We start from the raw sequence: 15147 nt of genomic DNA, 5'->3' as shown, positions 1-15147 counted from the left end.
TCAATGACCGAATTTCGAATCCCCGGCATGTCCGCCACGGCGAGCGCATACCGAAACCGCGCATTGGTCACGATCGTAACCGTCGCCGCCGTCACCACCGCAACGGTCGTCGGGGTGCGCGCCCTGCCCGACGACACCACCGAGATCGTTCTGAAGACGAGTTCGGTGGCGGGCGGCATCCGCCCCGACGCCGCCGTCGTCCTCAACGGCTCCGAGGTCGGTGTCGTCAGCGAGATCGAGGTCACCGCCCCCGACACCTACGCGGTGACTCTCGACCTAAGCGGCGACCGCGGCGACGACGCACTGGCCGTACTCACTGATCGGACCGTGGTGACGTACGCGCCGAAGAACCTGTTCGGCATATCCGCCGTCGTCCTGACCAGCCAGGCGGGTGGAACTCAGCTACACAACGGATCGACGCTCGACGCGGGCTCCCCCGAGGACGCGACGATGACGACGCTGCTGCGCGAACTCAGCGACCTCCAGAACGAGGCGTTCGACCCGTACATGAGCGACATCCTGACCGTCGCCGCGAAAGCGACCGACGGCCTCCTTCCGATTCTGGGCGTCGCAGGTCAGATCATGAACGACATCGCCGAAACCCAAGTGGTGAGCCCGCGTCGGACGTTGCCGCAGTTCACGCAGTTGGTCGCCCAGGTTCGGGGCACCTTCGACGATCTCCTTCCGCCGATTCGACGACTCATGGACTGGCAGGCGCCACGGCGGCCGGGCTTCAGCGATCTCGCCGAACAGGGGCTGTCGTTCACCGAGGGGCCGGTCATGGACGAGAGCACCGCGCTGCTCTCCGACGCCGAACTCGGGCAGACCGCTCCCCTCATGCCGGTGCTGACCGCGCTCCTCGACCGGATCAACAACACGTTCCCCGACTCACGGACCAACGGCATCCAGATCGCGACGCTCATCGAGCGGCTCCGCCGAGCACTGCCCGCGGGCCCCGACGGCTCGCCGGTGCTCACCGTCGACGCGGTCCTGGCGTCCGCACCGGGCTTGAAGGCGGTCCTCGATCGGCCGTCGGTGACGAAACGTCCAGCCGACCGCCCGACCGGACAGGAGGGAACCAGGTGACCAAGTTCCCTCGCGCACTGGTCTATCTGATCGTGTTCGCCGTCTTCTGCGTGGGTGGCGGCCTGTTCATCAGCAATGCCATCATCCGCCCCGTCGACACCGCGACCACGAAATACACTGCCGACTTCACCAGCGTCGCAGGCCTGAAGGTCGGCAGCGATGTCCGCGTCCTCGGCGCACGCATCGGCAAGGTCACCGACATCGCCGTCCACCACGACGACCAGGACGGCACCTCGGTCGGTCGTGTCGAATTCGAGATCGACGAGAAGCAGAAGATCTACGACGGCACGCGGCTCGCCATCCGCTACCTCAACCTCACCGGCATCCGATACGTCGACGTGCGGCAACCGACGACGCCCGGCGCCACGGTCCGCAAAGGCCAGGTGATCGGCACCGACCACACCGACCCGTCGTTCGATGTGACCCGCGTGTTCCACGGTCTGGCACCCGTGTTCGCGACCATGAACACCGAGGACATCAACCATTTCTCCGAGAGTCTGCTCGCGGTGATCGAGGGCGACGGCTCCGGCTTCGGCGAGTTCGTCGCGTCCCTCACGAAAGTCGTCCGGTTCGCTGACGACCGCGCCGCGGTGATCAACACGCTCGTCGACAATCTGGCCGAGCTCTCCGGTTCCGTGGCCGGACGGTCGCAGTACATCACGCCGATCATCGACTACGTCTCCCGCTTCGGCAGCGTCCTCGCGCAGTGGACGCCGTCGTTGCGTGAGCTCGCCGACAACACCGGCGCGCTCCTGGTCCAGGCGGACGATCTCCTGGCCTCGCTCGGCGTCGAGCCGAACGGGACCCCGGACGCGAGCTTCTTCCTCGCGCAGGCGAAACCTACTCTCGAGGCGGCCGTCTCGCTGCTGTCGCTGGCGCCCGTCCTGCTCGAGACACTCAACACGGCGGTCCCCGCACCCGGTTCGAACCAGACCAGTTCCAACCAAGCCCAGTCGACGTGTACCCGGGGTCGCGCCGAGATTCCGAAGCAGTTGCAGCTGTTCATCCGGGAAAGCCAGGTGACCCTGTGCAAGCGATGAAGATCGTCACCGCACCGTTCCGTTGGATCGGCGGGATCATCGGGTGGGTCATCAACCCGCGCCAGCGAACCGAGTCGCACGATCGTGCGCTCGAATTCGGCTGGGGCGTCGTGGCCATCGGCGTCACCCTCGTCGCGATCGTCATCGGTGTCGCCGCGTACTGGTACTCCCCCGGCCACTACCGTGTGGTCGCCCAGTTCAGCGAAGCGGGACAGCTCGAATCCGGCGACAGCGTCCGCGTCGCGGGTGTACCCGTCGGCACAGTCAAGTCGGTCGAGCTTCGCAACGACCACGTCGACGTCGAGATGGCCGTGCGGTGGGGCACGTTCCTGGGCGACGAGACCAACGCCGACGTGAAGATGCTGACGCTCGTCGGCGGCAGCTACATCGACCTGACCACTGTCGGCACCGATCCGCTCGGCGACGACGTCATTCCCGAGAGCAGGACCAGCATCCCGTACAGCCTTGCGGAGACCTTCCAGAAGATGCAGCCCAAGCTCGACGAGATCGACGCCGCGCCCGCACGCAAGAGCATCGCCCAGATCGGTCAGGCTCTGGACGACAATCCGGACGCGTTACGCGAAAACCTGACGACGATCCAGTCGATGCTCACCAACTTGCAGAACCGTCAGGACGAGTTCGGCTCCATGTTGGCGCTGGCCGCCGACTACTCCGAGCAGATCAACGCCAACGGCGACGTGCTCACCCAGCTGGCACGCAACCTCGACTCGTTCGTCACCGAGTACTCGGTGTTCGGATCGCGCCTCAACGTCGTCCTCGACCACCTGGCACTGCTCCTGGAGCGGGTCCGCGGTCTGGCGATGATCTACATGCACGACATCGCGCCGCTCGTCGACCAGATCGACGCAGTCGGTCGGGAGTTTGGTCCTGCGCTCGAGCGCTACGGGCCGATGATCAGCCGGGCCCGCGACCTCATCTACCGCCTCGAAGGGATGGTGCAGCCCGACGGCTCGATCGTCGTCGATCAAGGCAAGATCGTGCTTACCTCGGACTTTTGCATCCCGCTGCCGGGGGTGACGTGCTGATGATCGCCAAGGTCCTTAAATCGCGCTGGTTGATCACCGGCTGCGTCATCACCGTCATCCTCTCCGCCGTCGCCGGTTTCTTGATCGCCGATGTCAGCTCCTCGCGAGCCGCGAAATACTGCGCCGAGTTCAACGACGCGATCGGATTGTTCGTCGGCAACCAGGTGACCCGGCGCGGCGTTCCGATCGGCGAGATCACCGGGGTCGAGGCGGAGGGCGGGCACGCCGTGGTCCGATTCACCGTCAATGACGACGTACCGATCCCCGCCGACACGGAGGCCGCCACCGTGGCGCCGTCGGTGATCGCCGTCCGACAGCTCGCTCTCCTCGGCGACTACGACGGCGGCCCACAGCTGCAGCCCGAGCACTGCGTCCGGCTGGCGAACACGAACACCCCCGCGTCCATCTCCGAGTCGCTGCAAAGCCTCTCGGATGTCGCCTCCCAGCTGACGACCGCGGGCGGGCTCACCGAGTCGAAGCAGATGCTGTCGGCGATGTCGAACCTCGACGAGGCGTTGGCGGGCACCGGCCCGCTGCTGAACACGATCATCAAACAACTCGCGGCGCCCGGACGTTCGCCGATCACCGGGGCATTGGACGACACCTCACGCATCATCGACAGCGTCAGTTCGCTCTCCACCGGTCTCGCCGACAACTGGCCGTTCCTGGAATCGTTCATCACCGAGATCTCCGGTGTCGTCAAACCGTTGATCCTGCCGACCATCGGCAGTGTCAGCCGGATCATCGGCGCACTGCCGGAGACGCTCACCATGCTCACCAAGGTGATCGACAATTACAGCCACTTCGTGTGGCCCGCCGCGGACGTCGTGGTCCCGATCGCACGGGTCGTCGGCAACGGCATGCGCAATTTCGGCGACGTCCTGGGAATCGTGCCGGTCCTCATCCGAGCCTTCGACATCTCCTTCGATCAGAAGACGCTCGGCCTGCGCATCAAGTACACCCCGCCGACCACGCGCATCCCGGCCAAGAACCCGCAGACCACGTGCGCCAACATCAACCGCTATGCGCCCGGGCAATGCACGGTCACCGATCCCTCCGGGATGGAGATCGACGCGCTGTCACTGGCCCTGACCTTGACGGGAGCGGCCCGATGACCTCCGTGACTCGCGTCGCGGCGCGCCCCATCCTCCGCATGATCGTGATCCTTCTAGTCGCCGCAGTGCCCCTCGTCGTCGCCGTGCCCCTCACCGGCTGCTCGACGTACGCCGAGTTCGCCCCCGAGAACCTACCGACTCCGCAGGGACTCCGGGACGGCCGTGAGATCAGCGCGCTGGTGCCGACCGCTGTCAACCTTCCGCTCGAATCGAAGGTGCTCGTCAACGGCATCGACGCGGGCGGGGTGTCGGCGATCGTGCCCGACGACGGCGCCACCAGGATCACGATGCGGATCGACGACTCGACCGTCGTCTCGGCGACCGCGCGGCTGGAACTCAAGCAGGACACGCTGCTCGGCGACACCTACGTGTCGATCACGAACCCGTCGGATCCGACCGCGAACGCGTTGCCCGCGGGCGGAACACTGCGCATCGAGCAGGTCGCCGAACCGGTCCAGATCGAGCAACTGTTGTCGAGCCTGGCCAACTTCCTCGGCAGCGGAAGCCTTCTGCAGCTCGGCGCCGCCTTCAGCGCGGTCAACGACCAGTTCCCCGAGAACCCGAAGGACATCGTCGAGATCCAATCGGTCCTCGCCGACACCCTCGACACCTGGGCGTCGAACACCGATGATCTCGGGGCCATCCTCAGCGATGTCGCGGGCCTGTCGCAGCGGCTCACGACGATGAAGGGCACCCTGGAGTTCGCACTGAGCCCGGCGGGCGTCAACCAGTTCCGGGCGATCAGCAGCACCACGTACATGGTCGCGATCCTCGGCCGACTGTCCGACGCGCTCGGCCCGGCGCTGCCGCTGGTACCGGTGTTGTCGAGCTTGACCCGGTTGATCGGCGACGTCGTCACACCGCTCCTGATCCCCGGTTTCCCCCAGAACGACGTCTCGAACGCCGAGCTGCTCACCGACGTGATCGACGACAAGGTCCTCCCGTGGCTCAAGAACACACCGGGAGTGAACCTGAGGTCGGTGACGGTCGAGAACGACGTGTCCGACCGTGACCTCTCCCGAGAGATGGTCCGCGCCTTCCGCATGTTGGGAATGGTCCGATGAACCGGAGCAGCAGAATCGAACTGGCCTTGAACGTCCTCGCGTTCGCGACGGTGATCATCGTCTGCGGCACGTACCTGGCGACTCAGGCCTACCACTGGAAACCTCTCCAGGACACGAAGACCGCGTACGTCAGCCTCACCGACAGCAACCTGATCCTCGAGGACACGGGTGTGTTCGTCAGCGGAATCCGAATCGGGAAGGTGGCCGACGTCCGGATCAAACCGGACGGCGCCACCCTGGTGCTTGAGTACGACGCCGACAATTCGCTGCCGGCCGATTCCGTCCTGTCCATCGGTCTCCAGTCGGCGCTCGGCGAGCCCTACCTGAACTTCACCCCCGGCACGAGCGGTGGACCGTCCCTGAAGAACGGCGCGACGATCGCCGCGGAGAATCTGGAGGAGCCCGAGTCGATCCCCGGCATTTTCAACCAGATTTCGACGATGTCGTCGGTGTTCGACGCCGGGCCGATGTCGGGGATATTGAAGTCGTTCGCCGAAGCTCTCGACGGTACCGAGGGGTCACTCGACCGCATCACCGACGGCACGCGACTGGTGGCGACGATGCTGATGACACATTCGCCACAGATGCGGAAGATGTTCTCCAACACGCAAGTCTACACGGCCGACCTCGATTGGATCGTCAAGACGCTCCCGCAGTTCTCGGGCGGTCTGCACGACATCATCGTCACGTTCCTGTCCGCGTTGGAGGCGACCGGCGACCTCGTCGACAAAGGACATTTGAACTCGGCGATGCGCGACTCGGTGCAGCCGTTCTTCGCGAAGCTCAACCCGTACCTCGCCGACATCATCCCCCCGGTGATGGACGCCATCGGCCCGCTGATGCCGATCGCATTCGCGATCGACGACACCGTCCCGCAGATCGACATGAGCGCCTTCCTCGCCCAGGCGCTGGAACTACTCGGCGGAGGAGACGGCGTCAAGCTCGTCATCTCCCAACCGAACTGACATGAACCCGACAGCACTTTCCGTATCGAACAGGAGTACCCGATGACTGAGGACAACACCGATCGCCACTACACCGATCGTGAAAACAGCGGTGGGGACGACGCCGGCAGAAACCACGTCGATAGGGGCGACGCCGATAGAGGTGCCGTGGCGACGCTGAACGAGCCCCAGATCGATGAGCAGGCCCCCGCAGACAAGACCGCTGACGACGGGCCCGGCGACGAGAAGGCCGCCGAGACGCTGTCGCAGAAGAACGCCCGCGGATCGGGCGGCCGGCGTCAGGTGATGATGTCGATCCCTGCCCTGATCGCCTCACTGGTCGCCGGGCTGCTGATCATCGTCCTGGCCGCGACGGCCGTCCTGTTCGTGCTCCGCGACTCGTCCGCTCGCAGCGACCTCGACTCGATGCGTGCCACCGCAGCCGATGAAGCAGACGCGGAGATGGTGGCAGGCAAGTACGCGGTGTCGGCCGCGACGCTCGACTACCAGGATCTGACGCCCTGGATCACGGCGATGAAGAAGGGCGTGAGCCCGGAACTGTCCAAGCGCTACGACGCGGTCGGCCAGACGATGGAACAGATCATCACCCCGCTGCGAATGAAGACCAGTGCCGAACTGGTGACGACATCACTCTCCGACTCCGAAGGAGACCTATTCCGGGTCGACGCCGTCGTCAACGTCAACACCACGACGGTGCAGAATCCGAGCGGCGGCAACGCCGTCGCCGTCTACAAGTTGACGCTGGACCGCTCGAAGGATTGGCTCATCACCGAGGTCGGCGACCCGACGAACACCGTCGCGGGCAATCTCGGGTCCACATCGGACGCCCCGGCCGCGCCTGCCGCACCGGCGCCCGGCAACTGACATGCGCATCGAAGGGCGCTCCCGGCCGTCCGCGATCGGCGGGTTTACCGACAACTTCAACGACAACGCCCTCGGCCCGATCCGCACGTTGGGCCGAACGTTTCGGTTGGCGATCATCTCGATCGTTCAGATCGTCCTGGACATCGTCCGCGGCCAGTTGAAGATCCGGGAGACCGTCGTCATGGGCTGGTATCTCATCAGCGTCACCGCGGTGCCAGCCTTCCTCATGGCGATCCCGTTCGGCGTCATCGTCACCATCCAGATCGGCAACATCATCAATCAGCTGGGCGCCCAATCGTTACTGGGCGCTGCGAGCGGTTTCGCGGTGATCCAGCAGGCGGCGCCGTTGGCGTCGGGTGTCCTGCTGGGCGGTGCGGGAGCCTCGGCCATCGCCGCCGATCTGGGTGCACGAACCGTCCGCGAGGAGATCAGTGCGATGCGCACGATGGGTATCGATCCCATTCAACGTCTCGTCGTGCCTCGCGTGCTTGCCGCCGCAATCGTCGCCCCACTCCTCGCGCTGTTCATCATCCTGGTCGGTGTCATCGCGGCGTTCTACCTCGCCGTGATGATCCAAGGCGTCGGCCCAGGCAGTTACTGGCAGTCGTTCGGCTCGTTCGCGTCCGGACGCGACCTGATCCTCGGCGTCGTCAAGGCGATCGTCTTCGGCATCATCATCGGCGTCATCGGCTGTCAGCGCGGTCTGGAGGCGCGGGGCGGACCGCAGGGCGTCGCGAACGGCGTCAACGCGACCGTCGTCGTCTCCACAGTCGGCATCATCGGCGTCAACTTCATCATGACGCTCATCTACACGGTGTTCTTTCCGATTCAGATCGGCTGACGGGACGCTCGCTCAATCAAACGGCACCGATGATCGCCGCCAGGTCGGCGGCCACGTCAGACGAACCGAGAAGCTGGATGGCGACGTGGTCGGCTCCCGCTGCCAAGTGCTCGTCGATCTGTGCGCGGACCGTGGCGGCATCGCCGTGCGCGACCAACGCGTCGATGAGCGCGTCGCTGCCGCCGTCGGCGATGTCGGCGTCGGTGTAGCCGAGTCGCTTCAAGTTGGACGTGTAGTTCCGCAGGTGCAGGTACGGCTGGTCGACCGGCGGACGGCCGACGGCGCGGGCCGCGACCGGGTCGGTTCCGAGCACCACCTTGTGCTCGGGCGCCAACAGCACGCCGTCGCCCACCGTCTCGCGAGCCTGCGCAGTGTGTGTGGGGACCGTCAGATACGGGTGGGCACCGAGTGCGCGCTCGGCGGAGAGGGCCAGCATGCGCGGGCCGAGCGCCGCGAGGACGCGACGGTTCACCGGAACACCACCGTCGTCGAGCACGTCGAGGTACCGTTCGACGGCTCGGAAGGGGCTGGTGTATTCGGCGGTCGCTTCGGGATGTCCCGCGCCGATGCCGAGGTAGAAGCGCCCCGGGAAGTCGCGGTCGAGTTCGAGGTATTCGGCGGCGATCGCCGCGGGGTCGGTGTTCCAGATATTGACGATCCCGGTCGCGACAGTCAGGTTCTCGGTGGCCTCCAACATCTTTCGTGCGGGCCGCAAGTGGGCCGGCGAACCGCCGAGCCACAGCGCGCCGTAGCCGAGTCGTTCGATCTCACGCGCCGTGTCGGGCGAGAACTGGTTGAACCCGCCCCAGACGCCGTGCCTGCCGAACCGGACGATGTGTGCGGTCTTGTCGCTGCCTGTCATAGTCGGTGCAACCTGTCCGGCGTTCCGTTGTATTCCGGCGCTCGATCAAGCGGCTGCGGTCCGGCCTCGCTGAGTGCTCGCCGATCGTCCGCGCCGCGTGTCAATATGGACTCCATGCGCACATTCCTCGTCCGAAGCGCCCTCACCGGCGTCGCTCTGTGGATCGCGACTCTCATCGTGCCGGGCGTCGAGTTCGACTTCGGCGATCTTTCGTCCTGGTGGGCGAAAGTCGGCGTCGTCCTGCTCGTCGCTGCCGTCTTCGGCCTGGTGAACGGATTCATCAAACCGATCGTTCAGATCCTGTCGATACCGCTGTACATCGTCACCCTCGGCCTGATCCACGTGATCATCAACGCGCTGATGCTGAAGCTGACGGCGTGGCTCACCGACAACGTCTTCCATGTCGGGTTGGAGGTCGACGACATCTTCTGGTCGGGCATTTTCGGCGCCATCGTCATCTCGATCGTCGGCTGGCTGACTGCGCTCGTCATGAAGGACAGGTTGGAAAACCTGTAGCACGGATGGCACGTCCGAGCGGGATCACCCGACCTCCGATCTCCATTAGCGCGACATAACTCCCCGACTGACCGATAGGCTGAACGCGTCGTATCCCTTGGCGTCCGAACAGCATTTCGGCGCCGGACGCGTGAGGACGCCCATGACTCGCAAGCCGCCGGTAGACGATTTCACAGACGCGGGACTCACGGTCGGCCCTCCGGCCACGTGGGCGGTCGGTCTCCCTGCCATCGAGCACGCGATGCTGCCCGCGCTGGGCGAGCTCGATCCCGAACGAACGGCCAAAGTCGCCTTCTCGATCAATCACAAGAAGGGCTTCGACTGCCCGAGCTGTGCGTGGGCGAACCCAGACAAGTCCAAGCCGTTGGAGTTCTGCGAGAACGGCATGAAGTCGGTGGTGTGGGAGTCCATCCCGACCGTCGTCACCCGTGACTTCTTCGCCGAGCACTCGCTCACCGACATGGCCGACAAATCCGAGTACTGGCTGGGTCTGCAGGGGCGGATCGGCGAACCGATGTACAAGGCCGCCGACTCCGACCATTACCGTCCGATCTCCTGGGACGACGCACTCGACCTCGTCGCCGACAAACTGCGGAGCCTCGACGATCCGAACGAGGCCGTCTTCTACACGAGCGGCCGCATCACCAACGAGCCCGCGTTCCTGTACCAGCTGCTCGTCCGGGCATACGGCACCAACAATCTGCCCGACTGCTCCAACATGTGTCACGAGGCGACCGGCGCGGGCATGGTCCCGGCGATCGGGGTCGGCAAGTCGACCATCCACTTCGACGACTTCGCCGACGCCGACCTGGTGATCGTCATGGGCCAGAACCCGGGCACCAACCATCCCCGCATGCTGAACTCGCTCCAGGACACCAAGGTCAACGGCGGACAGATGGTCGCCGTCAACGTCTTGCCGGAGGCCTCGCTGCTGCGATACAAGAATCCGCAGAAGCCGGTCGGCGTGCTCGGCGACGGCATCGCGATGGCCGACCAGTTCGTACAGATCAAGATCGGCGGCGACATGCACCTGATCCAGGCTGTCGCCAAACGCGTCCTTCTCGCCGAACAGGTCTCGCCCGGACAGGTGCTCGACTGGGACTTCATCAACGCGCACTGCACCGGCTTCGAGTCGTACCGCGATCACATCCTCGCGATCGACGACGACGAGGTGCTCGCTGCAACCGGGCTGGACGCCGCCGAGATCGAAGAGCTCGCCGAACGCTATCTGAACTCCGACGCGACGATCGTCACGTGGGCGTTGGGCATCACCCAGCACAAGCAAGCGGTCGGCACGATCGCCGAGATCATGAACCTGCTCCTGTTGAAGGGCAACATCGGAAAGCGGGGCGCGGGCGCGTCGCCGATCCGCGGCCACTCCAATGTGCAGGGCGATCGGACGATGGGCGTCTGGGAGCAGATGCCCGCCGCGTTCTTGGACGAGTTGGGCAAGGCGTTCGCATTCGAGCCGCCGCGCGAGCACGGTCTGGACAGTGTGAACGCGATGAATGCGATGGACCGCGGGGACATCCGGGTGTTCTTCTCGATGGCTGGCAACCTCGTCGCCGCGATCTCCGACTCCGGACGCGCCGAGGCGGCGATCCGGTCGGTGGACCTCACGGTCTCGGTGACGACGAAACTCAACCGGTCACATGTGATCACCGGTGCCGAGTCGCTGCTGCTGCCGGTCATCGGCCGCACCGAGTACGACGAACAGGCCACCGGCCGGCAGGTGACCACTGTCGAAGACACCGTCTGCTTCGTCAATCAGAGCGGCGGCGAACTCCCGCCCGTGTCACCGGATCTCCTGTCGGATGTGTCCGTCCTCTGCCGGCTCGCGCAGCGTCTGGTCCCCTACGTCGGCGACATCGACTGGGCCGGTTTCGAAGCCGACTACGACCGGATCCGGGACGCCATCGAGAAGGTGATACCGGGTTTCGACGACTTCAACGAACGGCTCCACCGCGACCACGGGTTCCTGTTGCCGCACGGCCCCCGCGATTCGCGCACGTTCCCGACCGCGTCGGGTCGCGCCCAGTTCACCGTTCGCACCGCCGAACACGTCGCCGCGCCTGCGGGCCGTCTGATCTTGCAGACGATGCGCGCCCACGACCAGCACAACACCACCATGTACGGGCTCGGCGACCGGTACCGCGGCATCGCAGCCGGCCGGTTCGTGGTGTTCGTCAACCCGGACGACCTCACCGAACTCGGCCTGTCCGACGGCCAGACCGTCGACGTGTTCAGCGAATGGCCGGGCGAGGACGACCGTGTCCTGCGCGGCTACCGCGTCGTCGCCTACCCGACCAAGAAGGGTTGCGCCGCACTGTACTTTCCCGAGGGTAACGCGTTGATTCCGCGCGGCGCCGTCGCCGACGAGTGCAACACTCCCGCGTCCAAACAGGTCGTCGTCCGGATCGAACCGGGTGCGGTCCGCGCCGACAGCGGCAGGCCGATTACCGTCTAGACTGTTGCGAGTCATGACGTTGCATACGCCGTGATATCCGTGGTGTAGCATGCGGCCCGTGGGAATTACGAGCATCGCAGTGACCAAGTTCCGCCGCTTCTAGCGGCGGAGAGCTAACGTTTAACGCTCCGCCGCTTTCAGCATCTTCTTCGCTGGGCGGCGTATTTGTGCTGCCCGGGCCATCCGACTATTGCCCGGAGTGAATTCCCCAATGCCTGCCTACCGTGCCGGCCGCCACGAGCTCGGCCAGAACTTCCTCACCGACCGCACAACAATCGACACGATCGTCGACCTCGTTTCTCGAACAGATGGCCCGCTCATCGAGATCGGCTCCGGCGGTGGCGCGTTGACACTGCCCCTGCAAGCGTTGAGCCGACCGATCACAGCTATCGAGATCGATCCGCGACATGCGCACAAGCTTCGACATCGCGTCGATCCGAGTACGACAGTCGTGCACACAGACTTTCTGCAATACCGGCTGCCCCAAGCACCGCACACCGTCGTGGGGAACTTGCCGTTCCACCACACGACGGCGATACTGCGGCACATCCTGCATGCCGAGCACTGGACAGCAGCGGTTCTGCTTGTGCAGTGGGAGGTTGCACGTCGTCGTGCAGCGGTCGGTGGTGCGACGATGATGACCGCGCAATGGTGGCCGTGGTACGAGTTCGGACTCGTCGGCCGTGTCCCCGCATCGGCGTTCACACCACGGCCGGGAGTCGATGCAGGGCTGATGACCATCACTCGGCGGACCATCCCACTCGTCGATCCCGCGCTCCGACCTCGATACAGGGCCTTCGTCCACGCCGTCTTCACAGGCAAAGGCCACGGCCTGCATCAGATCGTGCCGCGGGTGACTGGCCGGTCCGGCACAGCCGCGGTTGAAAAGTGGCTCGCTGGCCAACGATTTCGGGGCACACCGCTGCCGCGCGATCTTTCACCCCAACAGTGGTCCGAGCTTTTCGCGGTCACCGGTCAACGGGATCCGGCTACCGCTCGGAAGCAGGGCGGCCGACGCTCGTGACGTGACGGGCACTAACCTCCCAGTCATGCGAGCAGTCCTTCAACGTGTCAGTGCAGCATCGGTCACGGTCGACGGCAAAGCGGTCGGCGCCCTCCAACTGTCGTCGGGCGCACAGGGACTCGTCGCGCTCGTCGGCGTCACCCACGACGACGACGAGTCGAATGCCCGCGCGCTGGCCGACAAGATCTGGGGGCTGCGCATCCTTGACGGCGACGAGGACCGGCCACAGGCGTCGGCCGCCGACCTGGGCGCGCCGATCCTGGTCGTCAGCCAGTTCACCCTGTACGCCGACACAGCGAAGGGACGTCGACCGTCGTGGAACGCGGCTGCGCCCGGCCCGGTCGCCGAGCCGCTGGTCGACGCCGTCGTCGCCGCTCTGCGGGATGCCGGCGCCACCGTCGAGACCGGCCGGTTCGGGGCCCACATGCACGTCGACATCGTCAACGACGGGCCGGTGACGATCGTCCTCGACGTGTGACCGAAATCCCCTGCCAGGTCGGCGTTTCCGCTGGCAGCACTGGTATTCTTGCGCGGTGCCATCGTCGTTGACCCTCCGTGACCGCTCGCCCGCCGTACTAGTCGGAGCCGCCGCCGCGTTGTTGACAGTCACGACCGCGCTTGGCGTCGCGTTCCACGCATGGCACGGTCACGTAGACCTCCTGGTGTATCGGCTCGGCGCCCAGGCCCTGCTCGACGGCAACGGGGTGTACGGGCCGCTTCCCGCGTTGCAGAACGGCGAGGTCCACCTCCCGTTCACGTATCCGCCTCTCGCCGCCGTCGTCTTCACGCCGTTGGCCGCTCTCCCCGAAAACGTGGCAGTCTCGCTCATGTTCGCGCTCTCGCTCGCTGCGATCGGCCTCACCGTGTGGCTCGTCCTCGACCGGATCAGGCCGTCGATGGACCGCGGCACCAGACTGGCGATCGTTCTCGCCGTCGTCGCCGTCGCCGAGTACACCGAGCCGGTCCGCGGGACGCTCGGATACGGCCAGGTCAACGCTCTACTGATGGCCGCGGTCGCCTTTGACTTGTTGAACCGCTGCGAGAGGTGGCCGCGCGGCATCCTCATCGGGATCACGGTGGCGATCAAGCTGACGCCAGCCGGGTTCCTGCTGCTGTTCCTGATTCGACGCGACTGGCGGGCGTTCGCGACGACCATCGTGTCGACGATCGTCTCGGTCGGTGTCGCCTGGCTCGTGATGCCCGACGACTCCCGCGAATACTGGTTCCACAAGTTGAGCGAGACCGGCCGGATCGGCGCCCCGTACTTCGCGGGCAACCAGTCGTGGAAAGGTCTGGTCTACCGCCTCGGGTTGAGTGAGACCGCGGCGACCCTGTTGTGGCTGGCGCTGTCGGCGGTGGTCGTGATCCTCGCCGCCGTGTGGATGCACCGGCTGCTCGTCGAACGCCGCCTGGCGACCGCGTTGGTCGTCAACTCAGCGGCGATCCTCCTCATCTCGCCGATCAGCTGGTCACATCACTGGGTGTGGTTCGTTCCGGCACTCGTCATCGCCGGGAACGCGATCGTCGAGGGCCATAGCGACCGCTGGTTCGTCGCGGCGACCGGAACGGCGTTCATCATGTTCTTCATCGGGCCGCACTGGTTGTTGCCCGGCAGCAACGACGTCGAGTTGCAATGGTCCTGGTGGCAGCAGATCATCGGTGCGTCCTATGTGATCTTCACAGCCGCCGTGCTGGCCGTCGGCGCGTCGCGCAGTCCCCGGACGTGGGACGTCCTCAGCCGACGTCCGTGATGCACCAGCCGTCGCTCTCGCGCCGCAGCGTCATCGGGGTCGGCACCGACGTCGAGCCGTAGCGCAGCGATGCGTCGACGGTAGCGGTGTCGCCGGTGATCGAGATGTCGTCGACGACGGTCTCGCCGTCGCGTGCGGAACTGTCGCTCGACGGGAGGTCGGGGATGTTTCCGGTTCCGCTGACCACCGATCCGAGCGCCTGGCACATGCGTGTCGACGCGCTGCGCAGATCGGCGTGCGAGATGTCGTCGAGGTAACCTCTGGCCTGTTCGTCGACGAGTTCGGTGTCGGTCTTGGGGTCTGCGGAACTCACCGCACGGTAGGCGAACACACCGCCTACGATCACCGCGACCACGCAGACGACGACGATCCCGATGGCGGCCAGCCGACGATACCGATCCTCTGCGGGCCCATCCTCTGGGGATCGTGCGGTGGCGGGCTCACTCGGTTGCGTCGTCATGGTGTGAGACAGCGTACTCCGCCCGGCAGACGACGATCGCGCCGTC

General features: G+C 65.6%; 15 protein-coding genes. 13 read left to right on the top strand and 2 right to left on the bottom strand.

What is annotated here, in order from left to right:
* Positions 1–3 precede the first annotated feature (3 nt).
* The 8 genes from L5G33_RS00920 to L5G33_RS00885 are packed head-to-tail and all read left to right on the top strand — an operon-like array spanning position 4 to position 8021.
* Entirely contained in the window at positions 4–1086 is a 1083-nt protein-coding gene (locus tag L5G33_RS00920; protein WP_236996263.1) for an MlaD family protein, read from the top strand.
* Entirely contained in the window at positions 1083–2126 is a 1044-nt protein-coding gene (locus L5G33_RS00915; protein ID WP_236996262.1) for an MlaD family protein, read from the top strand. The genes L5G33_RS00920 and L5G33_RS00915 overlap by 4 nt, the downstream gene beginning before the upstream one ends.
* Positions 2123–3172 (top strand): MCE family protein, encoded by a 1050-nt coding sequence (locus tag L5G33_RS00910; RefSeq protein WP_236996261.1) that lies wholly within the window; start codon positions 2123–2125, stop codon positions 3170–3172. Before L5G33_RS00915 ends, L5G33_RS00910 begins: the two co-directional genes overlap by 4 nt.
* Entirely contained in the window at positions 3172–4287 is a 1116-nt protein-coding gene (locus tag L5G33_RS00905; protein WP_236996260.1) for an MlaD family protein, read from the top strand. Before L5G33_RS00910 ends, L5G33_RS00905 begins: the two co-directional genes overlap by 1 nt.
* Positions 4284–5351, top strand: a complete 1068-nt coding sequence (locus L5G33_RS00900; RefSeq protein WP_236996259.1) for an MlaD family protein — start codon at positions 4284–4286, stop codon at positions 5349–5351. Before L5G33_RS00905 ends, L5G33_RS00900 begins: the two co-directional genes overlap by 4 nt.
* Positions 5348–6316 (top strand): MlaD family protein, encoded by a 969-nt coding sequence (locus tag L5G33_RS00895; protein ID WP_236996258.1) that lies wholly within the window; start codon positions 5348–5350, stop codon positions 6314–6316. Before L5G33_RS00900 ends, L5G33_RS00895 begins: the two co-directional genes overlap by 4 nt.
* 42 nt (positions 6317–6358) lie before the next feature.
* Positions 6359–7180, top strand: a complete 822-nt coding sequence (locus tag L5G33_RS00890; RefSeq protein WP_236996257.1) for a hypothetical protein — start codon at positions 6359–6361, stop codon at positions 7178–7180.
* A 1-nt stretch (position 7181) separates the two neighbouring features.
* Positions 7182–8021 carry an MlaE family ABC transporter permease gene (locus L5G33_RS00885; RefSeq protein ID WP_236996256.1) on the top strand — a complete coding sequence of 280 codons (840 nt, stop codon included), beginning with the start codon at positions 7182–7184 and terminating at the stop codon, positions 8019–8021.
* 16 nt (positions 8022–8037) lie between these two features.
* Here L5G33_RS00885 and L5G33_RS00880 read toward each other — a convergent pair whose 3' ends face one another.
* The gene (locus tag L5G33_RS00880; protein WP_236996255.1) at positions 8038–8883 is read right to left on the bottom strand and encodes an LLM class F420-dependent oxidoreductase; all 846 of its coding nucleotides are present in this window, start codon (positions 8881–8883) and stop codon (positions 8038–8040) included.
* A 114-nt stretch (positions 8884–8997) separates the two neighbouring features.
* On the opposite strand from L5G33_RS00880, the gene L5G33_RS00875 reads away from it, so the two are divergent.
* The 5 genes from L5G33_RS00875 to L5G33_RS00855 all read left to right on the top strand — a co-directional run bounded on the left by L5G33_RS00875 (position 8998) and on the right by L5G33_RS00855 (position 14641).
* A complete protein-coding gene (locus L5G33_RS00875; protein WP_236996254.1) occupies positions 8998–9399 on the top strand; it encodes a phage holin family protein in 402 nt (133 codons plus the stop codon).
* A 142-nt stretch (positions 9400–9541) separates the two neighbouring features.
* Positions 9542–11866, top strand: coding sequence for an FdhF/YdeP family oxidoreductase (locus L5G33_RS00870; RefSeq protein ID WP_236996253.1), 2325 nt, complete (start codon positions 9542–9544; stop codon positions 11864–11866).
* A 211-nt stretch (positions 11867–12077) separates the two neighbouring features.
* Entirely contained in the window at positions 12078–12890 is an 813-nt protein-coding gene (gene erm(46), locus L5G33_RS00865; RefSeq protein ID WP_236996252.1) for a 23S rRNA (adenine(2058)-N(6))-methyltransferase Erm(46), read from the top strand.
* A 25-nt stretch (positions 12891–12915) separates the two neighbouring features.
* Positions 12916–13368, top strand: a complete 453-nt coding sequence (dtd, locus tag L5G33_RS00860) for a D-aminoacyl-tRNA deacylase (RefSeq protein ID WP_236996251.1) — start codon at positions 12916–12918, stop codon at positions 13366–13368.
* Positions 13369–13423: 55 nt separating this feature from the next.
* Positions 13424–14641, top strand: coding sequence for a glycosyltransferase 87 family protein (locus L5G33_RS00855; protein ID WP_236996250.1), 1218 nt, complete (start codon positions 13424–13426; stop codon positions 14639–14641).
* Here the strand turns inward: L5G33_RS00855 and L5G33_RS00850 are convergent.
* Entirely contained in the window at positions 14625–15101 is a 477-nt protein-coding gene (locus L5G33_RS00850) for an Rv0361 family membrane protein (RefSeq protein WP_236996249.1), read from the bottom strand. The two genes, L5G33_RS00855 and L5G33_RS00850, sit on opposite strands and share 17 nt — an antisense overlap.
* Between the last annotated feature and the right edge of the window lie 46 nt (positions 15102–15147).

The organism is Gordonia liuliyuniae (assembly GCF_021738805.1).
Taxonomy (GTDB): domain Bacteria; phylum Actinomycetota; class Actinomycetes; order Mycobacteriales; family Mycobacteriaceae; genus Gordonia; species Gordonia liuliyuniae.
This window is presented reverse-complemented; position numbering and strand designations above follow the sequence as displayed.

Bases quoted from the DNA above. Each gene is read 5' to 3' on its own strand.
- L5G33_RS00905 (WP_236996260.1), top strand. From the start codon at position 3,172: ATGATCGCCAAGGTCCTTAAATCGCGCTGGTTGATCACCGGCTGCGTC.
- L5G33_RS00920 (WP_236996263.1), top strand. From the start codon at position 4: ATGACCGAATTTCGAATCCCCGGCATGTCCGCCACGGCGAGCGCATAC.
- L5G33_RS00885 (WP_236996256.1), top strand. From the start codon at position 7,182: ATGCGCATCGAAGGGCGCTCCCGGCCGTCCGCGATCGGCGGGTTTACC.
- L5G33_RS00875 (WP_236996254.1), top strand. From the start codon at position 8,998: ATGCGCACATTCCTCGTCCGAAGCGCCCTCACCGGCGTCGCTCTGTGG.
- L5G33_RS00910 (WP_236996261.1), top strand. From the start codon at position 2,123: ATGAAGATCGTCACCGCACCGTTCCGTTGGATCGGCGGGATCATCGGG.
- L5G33_RS00895 (WP_236996258.1), top strand. From the start codon at position 5,348: ATGAACCGGAGCAGCAGAATCGAACTGGCCTTGAACGTCCTCGCGTTC.
- L5G33_RS00850 (WP_236996249.1), bottom strand. From the start codon at position 15,101: ATGACGACGCAACCGAGTGAGCCCGCCACCGCACGATCCCCAGAGGAT.
- L5G33_RS00870 (WP_236996253.1), top strand. From the start codon at position 9,542: ATGACTCGCAAGCCGCCGGTAGACGATTTCACAGACGCGGGACTCACG.
- L5G33_RS00900 (WP_236996259.1), top strand. From the start codon at position 4,284: ATGACCTCCGTGACTCGCGTCGCGGCGCGCCCCATCCTCCGCATGATC.
- L5G33_RS00890 (WP_236996257.1), top strand. From the start codon at position 6,359: ATGACTGAGGACAACACCGATCGCCACTACACCGATCGTGAAAACAGC.
- L5G33_RS00880 (WP_236996255.1), bottom strand. From the start codon at position 8,883: ATGACAGGCAGCGACAAGACCGCACACATCGTCCGGTTCGGCAGGCAC.
- dtd (WP_236996251.1), top strand. From the start codon at position 12,916: ATGCGAGCAGTCCTTCAACGTGTCAGTGCAGCATCGGTCACGGTCGAC.